The organism is Hoeflea algicola (assembly GCF_026619415.1).
In the GTDB taxonomy this organism is placed as follows: Bacteria; Pseudomonadota; Alphaproteobacteria; order Rhizobiales; family Rhizobiaceae; genus Hoeflea; species Hoeflea algicola.
Genome location: NZ_JAOVZR010000001.1, coordinates 3,286,063 through 3,299,971 on the forward strand (window position 1 = coordinate 3,286,063; position 13,909 = coordinate 3,299,971).

A 13,909-nucleotide genomic window follows, 5' to 3' on the forward strand; every position below is an offset into this window, starting at 1 on the left:
CACCGGGTCGCAGCTGGTCTCGGTTGCCCCGACGCACAAGCGCAATGCGGGCACCGAGTTTCTTCCCGCCATGTTCGAGAACATGGCCGTAAACCTTTCGGCCACGGAACGCCGCGTTGCCACGCTGACCACCCGGCGCACGGTCAAGAAGGCCTGGCAGGCCGCCTGGCTGATACGGGCGATCGAGTGCATTGATTTGACGACGCTAGCCGGCGACGACACGCCCGGCAAGGTCGAACGGCTCTGCGCCAAGGCCCGCAACCCGCTGCGTGCCGATCTGGTCAAGGCGCTGGGGTTGGAGGATTATCACCTGACCACCGGCGCCGTTTGCGTCTACCCGATGATGGTGGCAACTGCCGTCAAGGCGCTGGAAGGCTCGGGCGTTCCGGTGGCCTCGGTGGCGACCGGTTTTCCTGCCGGTCTGACGCCGATGCCGCAGCGGTTGGCGGAAATCACCTATGCGGTCGGCGAGGGCGCTGCCGAGATTGATATCGTCATCTCCCGCCGCCATGTGCTTACCGGCAACTGGCTGGCGCTTTATGAGGAGGTGCGGGCCATGCGCGAGGCTTGCGGCGAGGCGCACATGAAGGCCATTCTTTCCACAGGCGAGCTGAAAACGCTCTCCAACGTCTACAAGGCATCGATGGTGGCGATGATGGCCGGTGCCGATTTCGTCAAGACCTCGACAGGGATGGAGGCCGTCAACGCCACGCTTCCGGTCAGCCTGACGATGGTGCGGGCGGTGCGCGATTACATGGACATGACGGGGCAGATCTGCGGCTTCAAGCCGGCCGGCGGCATGCGCACCACCAAGGACGCCATCGCCTGGCTAATCCTGATGAAGGAAGAGCTCGGCAATGATTGGCTCAAGCCCGACCTGTTCCGCTTTGGCGCCAGCTCGCTGCTGGGCGACATCGAACGGCAGATCGAACATAATGTGACCGGCCGTTATTCGTCGGCCGACCGCCACGGCATGGCGTGAGGACACCGAAATGAACCAGATCAGGGATATTCTCGACACCATGGATTACGGGCCGGCGCCGGAAGACGACAAGGATGTGCGGGCTTGGCTGACGAGCCACAAGGCCGGCTTTGGCCATTTCATCGGCGGCGAATTCACCAAGCCGGGCGGCAAGACCTTCGAGGTCCATAATCCGGCCAACACCGCAAAGCTTGCCGATGTGGCCATCGCCGATGCGGGTGATGTCGACAAGGCCGTGGCCGCGGCAAACCGGGCCCTGAAGAAATGGCAGGCGCTGTCGGGCAACCAGCGCGCGCGCCATCTCTACGCGCTGGCACGCCATGTGCAAAAACACGCGCGGTTTCTTGCGGTTCTGGAAACGCTCGACAACGGCAAGACCATCCGCGAAACCCGCGATATCGACATTCCGCTGGTCGCCCGGCATTTCTATCACCATGCCGGCTGGGCCGAGCTCAGCGACACCGTGTTTCCGGGCTACGAGGCCGCGGGCGTGTGCGGTCAGATCATCCCCTGGAACTTTCCGCTGCTGATGCTTTCGTGGAAGGTGGCGCCGGCGCTTGCCGCGGGCTGCACAGTTGTCCTCAAATCGGCCGAGCACACGCCGCTGAGCGCCATTGCCTTTGCCGAAATCTGTGCTGAGGCTGGCTTGCCGGCGGGCGTGTTCAACCTCGTTAACGGCGCCGGCGGAACCGGTGCGGCCCTGGCCGGTCACGAGGGCATTGCCAAGCTCGCCTTTACCGGCTCCACCGAGGTCGGCCGTCTGCTGCGCCGGCAAACCGCTGGCTCCGGCAAGAAGCTGTCGCTGGAACTCGGCGGTAAATCGCCCTTCATCGTCTTCGACAATGCCGATATTGACGCTGCCGTCGAGGGTGTGGTCGATGCGATCTGGTTCAATCAGGGCGAAGTCTGCTGTGCCGGATCCCGAGCTATCGTGCAGGAGGGCATCGCCGACCGTTTTCACGACAAGCTGCGCGCCCGCATGGAAAAATTGCGGGTCGGCGATCCGCTCGACAAGTCGATGGACATGGGCGCTGTTGTCGCCCCGGTACAGATCAGGGAGATCACCGCCAAGGTCGAGGCCGGCTTGGCTGAGGGTGCCACAATGTGGCAGCCAAGCTGGGCGAAAACGATTTCCAATGCCGATGGCTGCTTCTTCCCGCCGACCCTGTTTACCGATGTCGCGCCGTCATCGACCCTGGCCCAGGAAGAGGTGTTCGGGCCGGTGCTGGCCTCGATGACTTTCCGCACGCCGGGCGAAGCCGTCCAGCTCGCCAACAATTCCCGCTATGGCCTGGCCGCATCGGTCTGGTCGCAGAACCTCGACGAAGCCTTTGATGCGGCCCGCACGCTCAAATCCGGCATTGTCTGGATCAACTCGACCAATCTGTTCGATGCATCGGCCGGTTTTGGCGGTTACAAGGAGAGCGGCTTTGGCCGCGAGGGTGGCCGCGAGGGTATGCTCGAATATCTCTTTCCATCCTGGCAGAAGAAAGCCAAATCCCTGCCCGCCAGCGATTCGCTTCCGGCGCCGACGCCCGCACCGGACGGCTCCGGCGCTGGCCTCGACCGTACGGTCAAGATGTATGTCGGCGGCAAGCAGGCGCGGCCGGATTCAGGCTATTCCTACCCGGTCAGCGGCAAGAACGGCCAGCATCTGGCCGAGGTCGGTCTGGGCAACCGCAAGGATATCCGCAATGCCGTGGATGCGGCGCACAAGGCTTCGGGCTGGAGCGGCATGACCGGACACGCCCGCGCCCAGGTGCTTTATTTCCTGGCCGAGAACCTTGAACTGCGTGCTGCAGAATTTGCCGCGCGACTGACTGAAACCGGCGCTTCGTCCGCCGCGGCGAAACGCGAGGTCGAGGCTTCGGTGGCACGGATCATGCATTACGCCGCATGGGCCGACAAATATGATGGGGCCGTGCGCGCACCGGACAAGCGCATGCTGACGCTGGCGCTCAACGAACCATGGGACGTGATGGGCATTTCCTGCCCCGACGAAGCGCCGCTGCTCGGGTTTGTCTCGCTGGTGATGCCGGCAATCGCCATGGGCAACCGCGTGGTGGTCACGCCCTCGCCGCGCCAGCCGCTTTCGGCCTGCGATTTCTACCAGGTGCTTGATACCTCCGACGTGCCCGGCGGTGTCGTCAACATCATTACCGGTGACCGCGATACGCTTGCCGACACGATGGCCAAGCATGATGATATTGCGGCGCTCTGGTATTTCGGCAGCCACGAAGGGACCGAGCTGGTCGAGCGCGAATCGGCCGGAAACCTCAAGGCAGTGTGGGCCAACAATGGCAAGGCGCGCGACTGGTTCGACGCCACCCAGGGGCAAGGCGAGGAGTTCTTGTTCCGCGCTGTCCGCATCAAGACCATATGGACGCCGTTCGGCGTGTGAGGTGACCCATGCTTCCCCAGGAAATCATCCGAGCCAAGCGCGACGGCGGCGAACTTGATCCCGCCGATATTGCGGATTTTGTCCGCGGCCTGACCGATGGCAGTGTCAGCGAGGGCCAGGTTGCCGCGCTCGCCATGGCCGTGTTCTTCAACGGCATGAGCCGGGCCGAGGCCGTGGCGTTGACGCTGTCGATGCGGGATTCCGGCGAGGTCCTGTCCTGGCCCGAACTGGACATCCCGGTGGTCGACAAGCATTCCACCGGCGGCGTCGGCGACAATGTCTCGCTGATGCTGGCGCCGATCGCTGCAGCCTGCGGGCTGGCGGTACCGATGATTTCCGGGCGCGGCCTAGGTCACACCGGTGGCACGCTCGACAAGATGGAATCGATCTCCGGCTACACCGCGATGCCTGACAATGCGCTGTTCCGCAGGGTTGTGGCGTCCTGCGGCTGCGCGATCATTGGCCAGACAGGCAATCTGGCGCCGGCCGACAAGCGCTTTTACGGCATCCGCGACGTCACCGCGACGGTTGAATCGGTGCCGCTGATCACCGCCTCGATCCTCTCCAAGAAACTCGCTGCCGGGCTTGGTGCGCTGGTGCTTGATGTCAAATGCGGCAATGGCGCATTCATGGACAATCCAGACCGGGCCACCGAACTGGCCCGTTCGCTGGTCGAGGTCGCCACCGGCGCAGGCATGCCGACAACGGCGCTGGTCACCGATATGAACCAGCCGCTGGCAAGTGCTGCCGGCAATGCGGTGGAGGTGCGCAATGCGATCGAATTCCTCACCGGCAAAGTGCGCGATCCACGGCTTCTCGAAGTCACGATTGCGCTGGCGGCCGAAATGCTGGTCTCAGGCGGGTTGGCGCCTAATCCCGACGAAGGCGCTGCACAGGCGCTCAAGGCGCTCGAGGATGGCAGTGCTGCGGAGCGGTTCAACCGCATGGTGGCCGAACTTGGCGGCCCGGCTGATCTTCTCGCCGACCCGGACCGGCATCTCGGGCAGGCTCCGGTCATAGCCGACTGTCTGCCGCAGGCTGCCGGCTATGTGGCGGGCTATGACACCCGTGGCGTTGGCCTCGCGGTGGTGGAACTGGGCGGCGGCCGTGTGCGCCCGAGTGATCCCGTCGATCACGCGGTTGGCCTGAGCGGGCTTTTGCCGATTGGCACACGAATCGAGAAGGATACGCCGATCGCAGTCATTCACGCGCGCAACGATGGCCAGGTTCAAACCGTGCGGCAGCGCTTGCACAAGGCGATCTTAATCACGGAAACAAAACCGCAACTGACGCCGGGCATCCTCGGTCGTCAGGCCTGAGTGCGCCGGCAGCTCGACACGTGCCTTCTCAGCGCGCATCGGGCTCGGATGTGCAAAGGGTCGGCAAAAATCTGGGTGTATGGATGCACCTGAGCGTTCGGATTGGTCAGCTTGAATGCGGTTTGCGTCAGTTGATCATTTCCAGTTTGTCCTTCACCACCCGGTAGGATTGAACCTTCGACATGAAGCTCATACCGACCAGGAATGAGGACAAGGCCTTGTCTTCCAACACGAAAGCTTCGACATTTTCAACCGAGATGGAACCAACCTCCATCCGGTCGAGGACCACCAGCGCCGCTTTGACGTTGCCGTTGGCGGTGTTGACCTGATGCTTGAAATCGGATGTTCCCAGATTGAGGCCGAGATTGCGCGCGGCGGACATGTTGAACGCGACATAGGTCGCACCGGTATCGATCAGACCGCGTACATTGCGGCCATTGATGCGAAAATCAGCGGAAAAGTGTCCGCTTTTGTCCATCTGGATGCTGGCGGCCCGATAGCCCGTAGCATAATGGGCGACCGGGCGCGAAGGGGTCTTGGCAACCGTCTGAACAAGCGGCTTTTCTGCCACCGGTTCCGGCGTCGAGGCCGTCGCCACGAATTCGGAAATGTTCTGCGCATATTGGGGCAAAGCGGCAATGCTGAGCACAACGCAGGATATTAAAAACAGCTTTTTTATCATGCCGGGACTCCCGATAGTACGGGCGACCTAATCATGCGCACGCCTAACGGGCAGTGAAAACCTGCACTGCTACCTCAAAAAAACAATGAGGTTGGTTAAGGAGATCACAACTGAACACACCCCGGCAGAGGTCAGCCGGCAGATAAATCGGAACCTACTTCGTGCCGTACATCCGGTCGCCAGCGTCTCCGAGGCCCGGCACGATATAACCCAATTCGTTGAGGTGGCTGTCGATCGATGCGGTAAAGATCGGCACGTCGGGATGCGCTTCCTGGAAGTTGCGGATGCCTTCTGGAGCTGCCAGAAGGCAGAGGAAACGGATATTCTGCGCGCCGCGCTCCTTCAGCTTTTCAACCGAAGCAATCGATGAATTGCCGGTTGCGAGCATTGGATCGACAACGATCACCAGTCGGTTGGTAATGTCTTCGGGCGCCTTGAAGTAGTATTCGATCGCTTCCAGCGTCTCGTGATCGCGGTAGACGCCGATATGGGCGACACGGGCGGAAGGAACCAGATCCAGCATGCCTTCGAGCAGGCCGTTGCCGGCACGCAGGATCGAGGCAAACACCAGCTTCTTGCCTTCGAGCACCGGTGCGTCGACCTCTGTCAGCGGAGTTTCGATGCGCTCCATCGTCAGTTCGAGATCGCGGGTGACCTCGTAGCACAGCAGTGTAGAAATCTCGCGAAGCAGTCGCCGGAATCCGGCGGTCGAGGTTTCCTTTTTGCGCATGATGGTCAGCTTGTGCTGCACCAGCGGATGATTGATGACCGTAACGCCGTCCATGATGTCCTGCCTTGAAGCTCTCAGCGGGTGCATCGCCGGGCTGTAACCCGATACGCGCGACTGCCCCGCTCCCCGAAATTGCCTATGCCGGCGCGACCGCGGACAAGATCCCGGCGCGCGGCGTGAACCGATCTCGATTTAGACACCGATTGGCAACGCGCGGCAACCGGTTAGACCTGTTTCAGCCAAGCTGTCCCAAGAGAATTGCGCGTAGCGGCTCCTCGACAAAGGCGGCTTCTAGCGAAGTCCGGGTAAAGCCCGTCAAATCCGCAGCGTCATACCCCCAGGCATCGGCCACCAACTGGTATTCATGGCCCACCGATGAGCCGAAATGGGGTGGGTCGTCCGAATTCAGCGTCACTCTGACGCCGGCGCGCCGCAACTGATCGAAGGGGTGGTGGGAAATATCCGGATAGAGCCCGAGCGCCAGGTTCGAACCGGGACAAAGCTCCAGAACAACACCCTCGTCAACAATCCGGCTGACCAGATCAGGGTCTTCGGCGGCACGAACGCCGTGGCCGAGCCGGCTCGGGTGCACATGATCGAGTGCGTCACGGACGCTTTCGGGGCCGCACAATTCACCGGCGTGGATGGTGATCCCCAGTCCGGCATCGCGGGCAATATCGAAGGCGCGCGCGAAATCGGCGACCTTGCCGAAGCGCTCGTCGCCGGCCATGCCAAAGCCGGTGATCAGGGGATGCGGTCTGCTGGCCGCAATCCGCGCCGCAGCCTCGACCTTGTCAGCACCCAGATGCCTGATCCCGACTATGATCATCCGGCATTCGATGCCGGTGCTACTCCTGGCTGCGGCAATGCCGTCGGCCAGTCCGTCGAAATAGGCTGCTGGCGTGAGACCCGCGGCAACCGCATGATCGGGGGAGACGAAGATCTCGGCGTAGATTGCACCCTGGGCGGCGATGCCCTCGAGATAGCTGCGCGCCAGCAGCGCATAGTCTGCCTGGCTGCGAAACAACCCCGCCGCGCCGTCATAGGCAGTGAGAAATTCGGTGAAATTCGACCAGACATAAGCGCCGTTGGAAATGAAGCCGGAAACATCGACCCCGTATCTGGCGGCTTGCGCTTCAACCAATGCCGGCGGTGCGGCGCCCTCGATATGGCAATGCAACTCCGCCTTTTTCACCGTCGTGCTCACAGGAAGCTCTTTCCGCTGGCAATTGCCGGCAGGCCGAGATGGGCCGCCACGGTGGCGCCGATATCGGCATAGGTCGAGCGCGCGCCGATATCGCGGGGGGCAATTCCGGGTCCGAAGCCAAGGATCGGCACCCGCTCTCGCGTGTGATCGGTTCCCCGCCAGGTCGGGTCGCAGCCATGGTCGGCAGTCATCAGCACCAGATCGCCGGGTTTGAGCATTTTCGCAAAGCGCGGCAACAGCCCATCCAGCGCTTCCAGTGCCGCGGCATAGCCCGGCACGTCGCGGCGATGGCCGTAAAGCATGTCGAAATCGACAAAATTCGTAAACACCAGATCGCCGTCGCCGGCATCCTGCGCGGCCTTGACGGTGGCTTCGAAAAGCGCCGCGTTGCCGCTCGCCTTGCGCAGATCGGTAACTCCCTGATGGGCGAAGATATCGCTGATCTTGCCGACCGCGAACACCTGGTGGCCACTCTCGCTGACCTGATCGAGAAGCGTCGGGCCGGGGGGCGGTACGGAGAAGTCGCGGCGGTTGCCGGTGCGGTCGAACCCGGTTTCGGGGGAGCCGACAAACGGCCGCGCGATCACCCGTCCGATATTGAGGGGGTCTACCAGGCGTCGCACGGTCCTGCACAGCTCAAGCAGTCGCTCGAGACCGAAGCTCTCTTCATGCGCGGCGATCTGGAACACCGAATCCGAGGATGTATAGCAGATCGGTTTGCCGCTGCGCATGTGCTCGGCGCCGAGACTGGCAATGATCTCGGTGCCGGACGCGTGGCAGTTTCCCAGGATTCCGGGTACCTTGCCCTCTTCAATAATTGCCGCGACCAGCTCGTCACTGAAGGCCGCACCGTCATTGGGAAAATAACCCCAGTCAAACATCACCGGCTGGCCGGCGATCTCCCAATGCCCCGAGGGCGTGTCCTTACCGTGTGAAACTTCGCTGGCTGAGCCGTAAAGCCCGCGCGGCCGTGCCGTCAGCGACCAACCCGCAGGGATATCGCCTGATGCCGCCAATGCTGCTTCGGCCAGACCCAGTGACTGCATGTGCGGCAACGCCAGCGGGCCGGCGCGCAATCCTTCCCGGTCACCAAGTCCGGTTGCGCATTGCTCGGCGATATGGCCCAGTGTATTGGCGCCCAGGTCACCATAGGCGTCTGCATCGGGTGCTCCGCCGATGCCAAATGAATCTAGAACAAACAGGAATGCGCGGGCCATGCTGGTGTCTCCAATCAGTCTTCAGGCTATCCGGATTCGGCGTGCGCCGGAAGAGTGATCCGCGATCGAGCCCGGTAACCCTATTTTCACCATGTCACGCAGCGTCAACCAAGGCTGTGATATAGAACAACCATGATCATCACCCCGCGCCTGGCCTCATTTTTCCACTGCTTTCGAGCGCTTTGCATCGCCGGCGTTGCCGTCTGCGTGTTCACCGTCAACGCCGCGCAGGCCGATTATCGCCAATCGGTTCCGGTGTTGCGCATCGGTGTCGTCGAAAGCCATCCTGCAACTGCCAACCCGATCAAGGTCGAGGCGGTAAGAAACGCATTCTCCGCAGCGCTGGGAATCCCCGTCGAGATCATCCGCATGCGCAGCTATGCGGCCCTGATCGACGCTCATGCCAGTGGTCGGATCGGTTATGCAATCCATTCGACCCGCTCGTTTGTTGCGACCGAGGCGGTCTGTGGTTGTGTTCGCGCGCTTCGCACCCCTGTTGCGTCTGATGGCTCCACCGGCTTTCGCTCGGTGCTGGTCGTGCGCGACAAGGTTACCAAACCGATCAGCGCGCTGAAGGTGGCCTATTCGCGCGCCGATTCCGTGTCGGGATGGCGGATACCAAGCCAGGCGATGGACGCGGGCAGCCTTGATCGGCCGCAACTGCTCCGTGCTGGCAGCGTTGCCGCGGTTATCGACCTGTACCGGTCAGGCAAAGTGGATGGGTTCTTTGGCTGGTTGCCGGATGTTCCGGGCGCAGCCGGATCCGATACCGGACGGTTGTTTGGCGGCTGGAACCACGATCTGATGCAAACGGCGGATCCGCTGCGGGTGCTCTGGTCGTCTCAACGCGTCCCCTATGGCCCGCATGTGGTGCACCGGTCTCTGCCCGATGATCTGGTCGAGGCACTGGGGGCATTTCTCGATGAAATGCCTGCGTCGGCGCCGGGATTGCTGGATATTTTCGAGCCATTTTTCGCCGGCGGCTACGTCACCCCCGATCCGCAGGACTATCGCAATGTTGCGGGGCTGGTCGAGGCGTCATCTGATCCCGAAGTTCAGGCCCGCTGACCGGCCCCGACTACACCTGTGGAGGCTCGGAAAGGCAGTCGAAACGAAGTTCGTTCCGCCCTATCTGCCCTGTCAGCAGCCGTCGCAGGTGAGGGTCGTGCCGATGCGCTGGCGCAGGTGGTAGGTCTTCTTCATGTTCACGGTACGATAGTCCAGGCCCTTGGTGTCAGGCAGAAACATCATCATGTCGTAATCGAACTCGAGCTCGGTGCGGACCAGGAATGTGTTGGGAATCGCCAGGTTGGTTGGCAGTGTCTGTGTGGAATTGGCCGTATAGGGCGTGGTGTTGTCGTTCTTCCACGACCACGCCACCTTGGCGATACCGGCGTCGTTGATGGCAATGCCGGTGACTTTCAAGACCATTCCATCGGACCGGAATGGTGTCATGACGCTTTGTGCGACGTTGTCCATCGACGCCAGTTTGGCTTTGTTGACCGAATCTTCCTGGGTGATCAGGTCGGCCACGGTGCTGGCGGCGCGGGCAAGCTTCTTGTTGACCGAAAGCGCAACCGAAACTTCCAGAGATCCCATGTAAAGCACAATCAGCACCGGCGCGATCAGCGCAAATTCCACCGCGCCAACGCCATCCCGGTTGCCGCGCAGTTTCCGGACGATGCGTCGTAGTCCAATTAGCACGCCTGTCATGGTTGCTGTTCCTTGCGGTTGAGAACCTTGCATCTTCAATACGGGGGTGTCGCTCACGGGTATTTCTCGTTGCGGAACGCCGCAGTTGCCACCATCAGGTAATCGCGCGGCATCTCGCCGTCCTTACGGATATTGGTGATGAAAGGGCGAACCAGATCGGTTATGACTTCCCAACGATAATAGGCTCTCACGATGTTGATCGTGCCGGGGCCGCCAGGGTCATAATCGAAGCTGGATGAATCGAGATCGGAAAACTGGGCACTACTGGTCCGCGGGATATAGTTGGGCAGATCAGAGAATTTCGCGAATTCCCGCACGTCAAGATAGAGTTTCTGATCGTCGGGATCTTCCTCGTCTGCACATTTGATCATCAGGCTGATTTCGCCACAGAACTTGGTGCGGAACTGCTTCTCGGTCAGATCTGTAGGGCGGTCCATGTTGAAGGTGATCCGCCCGGTGCGGATTTGTCGGCCCATCGTGTCGACCGCGTTTTGCAGCAGTTGTTCACCGGCGAAGGCGATGAAAGCTTCAATGGTGGCGAAGATCAGCAGAAAGAACGGCAGCGCCAGCATCGCGAATTCAATGGCGGCAGAGCCGTCCTTGTCGCGACGAAAACGAGAGAAAAGCCGTCGCAGGCCCTTTGCGGGCTGCGTCTTGCGCCTGTGCTCTTCGAGTTTCATCGTCGGACTCCCGGACATCCATGGTCAGAGAGCGACAATAAGACAAACTAGTTGACTATTCGTAACACAAGCATTGAAAACGGTTTCCCGCTGGTTAAGGAAACATCAAGCAATCGGTCGTGTGGTCTTACGGGGTCTTGGAGGCCGTGGGGACATGTTCTTCACAGGAAGGAGAACAGGAATACACCGAGCGTGCGGTTTGCTTGAATACCCGCACCGTATTGGCTTCGTCGACGGAAACCAGAATCCGTTCATCGACAATCGCATCGCCGGCCTGATCAAGAATGACAAGGTTGGTGGTGCCGTAGGACTTGCCTGTCAGCACGATTGTCTGCGGATCGGCGATGGTGACGTCGGCCACGCCGGCATTGCCGATGATGACCTTGCTGACTGTCCGGTCGAGTTTGAGGATGCGCGCATGATCCATGAATACCCGGATCATGTCCTCAGCTGCGCCGGCCGGAAGCGTGGTCGCGGCGGTGAGCGCCAGGCTGCAGGCTGCAAACAAGAGCCGGCGGTGAACAGGGATAGGGTAGGTCATGCCGTTTCCTCGGAATTGCGAATAGTCTTCTAAAATCGCCCGGAATGGTGAATGAAGCCTTAAGGCCAGGCGATCAGCACGAAAATGCCTTGTTACCAACCTGTGCGGATGTGGATCGACCTGGGAACCGGGTCGTGAACCCGGCATTTCCACCCTATTATATATAGAGTGGTATTCCATGGCTGAACCGCCGTCAGGGTCACTATAGGCCCTTCATCCGGATCGAGCCGATGAGGCAATGGCGGGTCGCTGTGGAATTAACCTTTTGTTGACCATGAGCGTTGCTTTGCCATGGAAAACATTTGCTAACCTTGTTCATTAAGTGGTTTGAAAACCCCCTCACCTATTATCAGCTCATCCGACCAACCGAAGCAGTTGGCGGAGTGCTGAAAACCCAAGTGGATGAAGGAACAAACCCATGAAGAACCTTTTTGATCGTTTCGTAAAAGACGAGTCCGGCGCGACCGCTATTGAATATGGCCTGATCGCTGCACTGATTTCGGTTGCTCTCATCACCGGCGCTTCCACGCTCGGCAACACCCTGAACAACCAGTTCCAGTTCTTGTCCAACAAGATGAACGACTCGCAGTAATAATTATTGCTTGTTAAAAGCATTTGATCAAAAGGCCGCCTTTCGAGGCGGCCTTTTTCGTTGTCGCGGGAAGCGGTTTTTTAAGGACTCGCCGCTAGGCTGATCGTCTAACCTGGGAGCATGTAGATGGTTGAGGCCGCAATTTTTGTCATCCTGCCGCTTTGCCTGGCGATGGCGGCGTTTTCCGACATTCTGACCATGACCATCCCCAACCGTGTCTCGGTCATTCTGGCGATCTCGTTTTTCATCGTCGCCCCCTTCACCGGCATGGATCTGGTTACATTGGCATGGTCTGTGGCCGCGGCGATCGCGGTGTTTGCCGGTTGCTTCGCCCTTTTTGCCTTCAATGTCATGGGCGGCGGCGATGCCAAGATCCTCAGCGCCGCGGCGCTCTGGTATGGCTTCAACATCGATCTCGTCGCTTTTCTTGGCATGACTGGCGTCTTTGGCGGCCTGTTGGCGGTGATGGTGCTGATGATCCGCGCCAATCAGAATATCCTGTTGGTCTCGCGGGTACCAATCCCCATGCATTTCTTCCAGGATCGTGCCGGCATCCCCTATGGCGTGGCCATTGGTGCTGCGGCTTTTGCGACTTTTCCCAATTCACAGATCTTCATCCAGGCGCTCAGCCAGTTGAACTGAGCTGCGGCTGGTCGCTGCCTGAAGGTCTGACGTGGAATTGAAGCGAATCTGATCCGCAGCCTGTCCTGACCTCCCAATCATCAGGATAGAGACCATCCGGAGCCCGCTTCCGATGCTGCTCTGCGCTGGTCGGTCATGCCGATTGTGCCCGGCAGACAAAGCGCCACGCCTGAAAGCGTCCGTACAGATTTCCGGGTTTTCCGCCCCTGCGCGCCCCGAACAGCCCCGTTCGGCAGCGGCCTAAAAGCCAGAATTTGCCCTGCAATCTATGAGCATCGGGCGTCAATCTTGCATTAACCCTGTTTGCTTGCGGCTTATTAACCATAATTACACGATTACAAATGCATCCTGCTGTCAACGTACCCGATACTCGTTCGAGGAAGCAGCATGAAACCCGCCCGCGTCGTCATCATGGCAGTGGCTGTCCTGGCAGCAGGACTGGCCGGTTACCTGGCCATGAATCTGACCTCTCCCACGGTCCAGGTAAATGAAATGTCCTCCACGCCGGTCATCAAGAAGATGCCGACCATTGATGTGCTGGTGGTCAACGCCAGCCTGCCAGTGGGCGCGCGGCTGAACGAGGAGAACCTGGAATGGAAAGGCTGGCCCGAAGACGGGGTGATCGAAGGACTTGTCCGTCGCGATACGCGACCGGAAGCGGTCGCCGAACTTACCGGCGCCATTGTTCGGCTGCCAGTATTTGCCGGCGAGCCGCTTCGGTCCGAGAAAATTGTCGATTCATCCTCGCGGATCATGTCTTCGCTGCTTCCGGCCGGCAAGCGCGCCATTGCCACGGAAATCTCGGTTGCCACCAGCGCCGGTGGTTTCATTCTGCCCAACGACCGGGTCGACGTGATCATGGTGCGCCGCAAGACCGCGGAAGAAGGATTTTTGACCGAAGTCATTCTGTCGAACATCCGGATTCTGGCGATCGACCAGCGGATTGAACAGGATGCTGAGGGCAACCGAACGGCGGTCGGCACCACGGCGACCCTCGAACTCACCCCCGAACAGACCAAGATCATCACGGTTGCCCAGCAGATGGCTGACCGGTTGACCCTAGCCTTGCGCAGTGTTGCCGATGTTCAGGAATCTGACACAGCCGGTGCGAAATATCTTTTGAGCGGCGAAGACGGCACAGCTGCCATCCAGCTGATCCGCTCCGGGGCCATCACCAAAGTTGGCGCCACCAACTAAAGCGGA

At 60.4% G+C, this 13,909-nt stretch carries 14 protein-coding genes; 7 read left to right on the forward strand and 7 right to left on the reverse strand.

Going from position 1 to position 13,909, the window contains the following annotated elements; translation table 11 throughout:
- Nucleotides 1–70 precede the first annotated feature (70 nt).
- Genes deoC through deoA form a run of 3 tightly spaced genes read left to right on the forward strand, consistent with a single transcriptional unit; the run spans nucleotide 71 to nucleotide 4,702 of the window.
- Nucleotides 71–982: a deoxyribose-phosphate aldolase gene (gene deoC, locus OEG84_RS16080; RefSeq protein WP_267656217.1), complete on the forward strand. Its 912-nt coding sequence runs from the start codon at nucleotides 71–73 to the stop codon at nucleotides 980–982.
- A gap of 10 nt (nucleotides 983–992) precedes the next feature.
- Nucleotides 993–3,383 carry an aldehyde dehydrogenase family protein gene (locus tag OEG84_RS16085; protein ID WP_267654687.1) on the forward strand — a complete coding sequence of 797 codons (2,391 nt, stop codon included), beginning with the start codon at nucleotides 993–995 and terminating at the stop codon, nucleotides 3,381–3,383.
- An 8-nt stretch (nucleotides 3,384–3,391) separates the two neighbouring features.
- Complete coding sequence (deoA, locus tag OEG84_RS16090) at nucleotides 3,392–4,702, forward strand: thymidine phosphorylase (protein ID WP_267654688.1); 1,311 nt, start codon at nucleotides 3,392–3,394, stop codon at nucleotides 4,700–4,702.
- Nucleotides 4,703–4,829: 127 nt separating this feature from the next.
- On the opposite strand, the gene OEG84_RS16095 is transcribed toward deoA, so the two are convergent.
- The 4 genes from OEG84_RS16095 to OEG84_RS16110 all read right to left on the reverse strand — a co-directional run bounded on the left by OEG84_RS16095 (nucleotide 4,830) and on the right by OEG84_RS16110 (nucleotide 8,538).
- Nucleotides 4,830–5,384 (reverse strand): TIGR02281 family clan AA aspartic protease, encoded by a 555-nt coding sequence (locus OEG84_RS16095; RefSeq protein ID WP_267654689.1) that lies wholly within the window; start codon nucleotides 5,382–5,384, stop codon nucleotides 4,830–4,832.
- Between the two features lie 154 nt (nucleotides 5,385–5,538).
- Entirely contained in the window at nucleotides 5,539–6,168 is a 630-nt protein-coding gene (upp, locus tag OEG84_RS16100; protein ID WP_267654691.1) for a uracil phosphoribosyltransferase, read from the reverse strand.
- 181 nt (nucleotides 6,169–6,349) lie between these two features.
- Nucleotides 6,350–7,321, reverse strand: a complete 972-nt coding sequence (locus OEG84_RS16105) for an adenosine deaminase (RefSeq protein WP_267654692.1) — start codon at nucleotides 7,319–7,321, stop codon at nucleotides 6,350–6,352.
- On the reverse strand, nucleotides 7,318–8,538 hold the full coding sequence (locus OEG84_RS16110; protein WP_267654693.1) for a phosphopentomutase: 1,221 nt from the start codon (nucleotides 8,536–8,538) through the stop codon (nucleotides 7,318–7,320). Before OEG84_RS16110 ends, OEG84_RS16105 begins: the two co-directional genes overlap by 4 nt.
- A gap of 132 nt (nucleotides 8,539–8,670) precedes the next feature.
- Here OEG84_RS16110 and OEG84_RS16115 point away from each other — a divergent pair, with 132 nt between their 5' ends.
- Nucleotides 8,671–9,606: a phosphate/phosphite/phosphonate ABC transporter substrate-binding protein gene (locus OEG84_RS16115; protein WP_267654694.1), complete on the forward strand. Its 936-nt coding sequence runs from the start codon at nucleotides 8,671–8,673 to the stop codon at nucleotides 9,604–9,606.
- A gap of 72 nt (nucleotides 9,607–9,678) precedes the next feature.
- Here OEG84_RS16115 and OEG84_RS16120 read toward each other — a convergent pair whose 3' ends face one another.
- The 3 genes from OEG84_RS16120 to OEG84_RS16130 form a co-directional block, all read right to left on the reverse strand.
- Nucleotides 9,679–10,251: a TadE/TadG family type IV pilus assembly protein gene (locus tag OEG84_RS16120; RefSeq protein WP_267654695.1), complete on the reverse strand. Its 573-nt coding sequence runs from the start codon at nucleotides 10,249–10,251 to the stop codon at nucleotides 9,679–9,681.
- Between the two features lie 53 nt (nucleotides 10,252–10,304).
- Complete coding sequence (locus OEG84_RS16125; protein ID WP_267654696.1) at nucleotides 10,305–10,931, reverse strand: TadE/TadG family type IV pilus assembly protein; 627 nt, start codon at nucleotides 10,929–10,931, stop codon at nucleotides 10,305–10,307.
- Nucleotides 10,932–11,058: 127 nt separating this feature from the next.
- Nucleotides 11,059–11,472: a pilus assembly protein N-terminal domain-containing protein gene (locus OEG84_RS16130; protein ID WP_267654697.1), complete on the reverse strand. Its 414-nt coding sequence runs from the start codon at nucleotides 11,470–11,472 to the stop codon at nucleotides 11,059–11,061.
- 418 nt (nucleotides 11,473–11,890) lie between these two features.
- On the opposite strand from OEG84_RS16130, the gene OEG84_RS16135 reads away from it, so the two are divergent.
- The 3 genes from OEG84_RS16135 (at nucleotide 11,891) to cpaB (ending at nucleotide 13,903) form a co-directional block, all read left to right on the forward strand.
- The gene (locus tag OEG84_RS16135) at nucleotides 11,891–12,064 is read left to right on the forward strand and encodes a Flp family type IVb pilin (protein ID WP_267654698.1); all 174 of its coding nucleotides are present in this window, start codon (nucleotides 11,891–11,893) and stop codon (nucleotides 12,062–12,064) included.
- A 126-nt stretch (nucleotides 12,065–12,190) separates the two neighbouring features.
- The gene (locus OEG84_RS16140) at nucleotides 12,191–12,706 is read left to right on the forward strand and encodes an A24 family peptidase (RefSeq protein WP_267654699.1); all 516 of its coding nucleotides are present in this window, start codon (nucleotides 12,191–12,193) and stop codon (nucleotides 12,704–12,706) included.
- Between the two features lie 387 nt (nucleotides 12,707–13,093).
- Entirely contained in the window at nucleotides 13,094–13,903 is an 810-nt protein-coding gene (cpaB, locus tag OEG84_RS16145) for a Flp pilus assembly protein CpaB (protein WP_267654700.1), read from the forward strand.
- Nucleotides 13,904–13,909 lie beyond the last annotated feature (6 nt).

Coding starts and splice junctions, on each gene's coding strand:
- deoC (WP_267656217.1), top strand. CDS start 71: ATGTTCGAGAACATGGCCGTAAACCTTTCGGCCACGGAACGCCGCGTT.
- OEG84_RS16085 (WP_267654687.1), top strand. CDS start 993: ATGAACCAGATCAGGGATATTCTCGACACCATGGATTACGGGCCGGCG.
- deoA (WP_267654688.1), top strand. CDS start 3,392: ATGCTTCCCCAGGAAATCATCCGAGCCAAGCGCGACGGCGGCGAACTT.
- OEG84_RS16095 (WP_267654689.1), bottom strand. CDS start 5,384: ATGATAAAAAAGCTGTTTTTAATATCCTGCGTTGTGCTCAGCATTGCC.
- upp (WP_267654691.1), bottom strand. CDS start 6,168: ATGGACGGCGTTACGGTCATCAATCATCCGCTGGTGCAGCACAAGCTG.
- OEG84_RS16110 (WP_267654693.1), bottom strand. CDS start 8,538: ATGGCCCGCGCATTCCTGTTTGTTCTAGATTCATTTGGCATCGGCGGA.
- OEG84_RS16115 (WP_267654694.1), top strand. CDS start 8,671: ATGATCATCACCCCGCGCCTGGCCTCATTTTTCCACTGCTTTCGAGCG.
- OEG84_RS16120 (WP_267654695.1), bottom strand. CDS start 10,251: ATGACAGGCGTGCTAATTGGACTACGACGCATCGTCCGGAAACTGCGC.
- OEG84_RS16125 (WP_267654696.1), bottom strand. CDS start 10,931: ATGAAACTCGAAGAGCACAGGCGCAAGACGCAGCCCGCAAAGGGCCTG.
- OEG84_RS16130 (WP_267654697.1), bottom strand. CDS start 11,472: ATGACCTACCCTATCCCTGTTCACCGCCGGCTCTTGTTTGCAGCCTGC.
- OEG84_RS16135 (WP_267654698.1), top strand. CDS start 11,891: ATGAAGAACCTTTTTGATCGTTTCGTAAAAGACGAGTCCGGCGCGACC.
- OEG84_RS16140 (WP_267654699.1), top strand. CDS start 12,191: ATGGTTGAGGCCGCAATTTTTGTCATCCTGCCGCTTTGCCTGGCGATG.
- cpaB (WP_267654700.1), top strand. CDS start 13,094: ATGAAACCCGCCCGCGTCGTCATCATGGCAGTGGCTGTCCTGGCAGCA.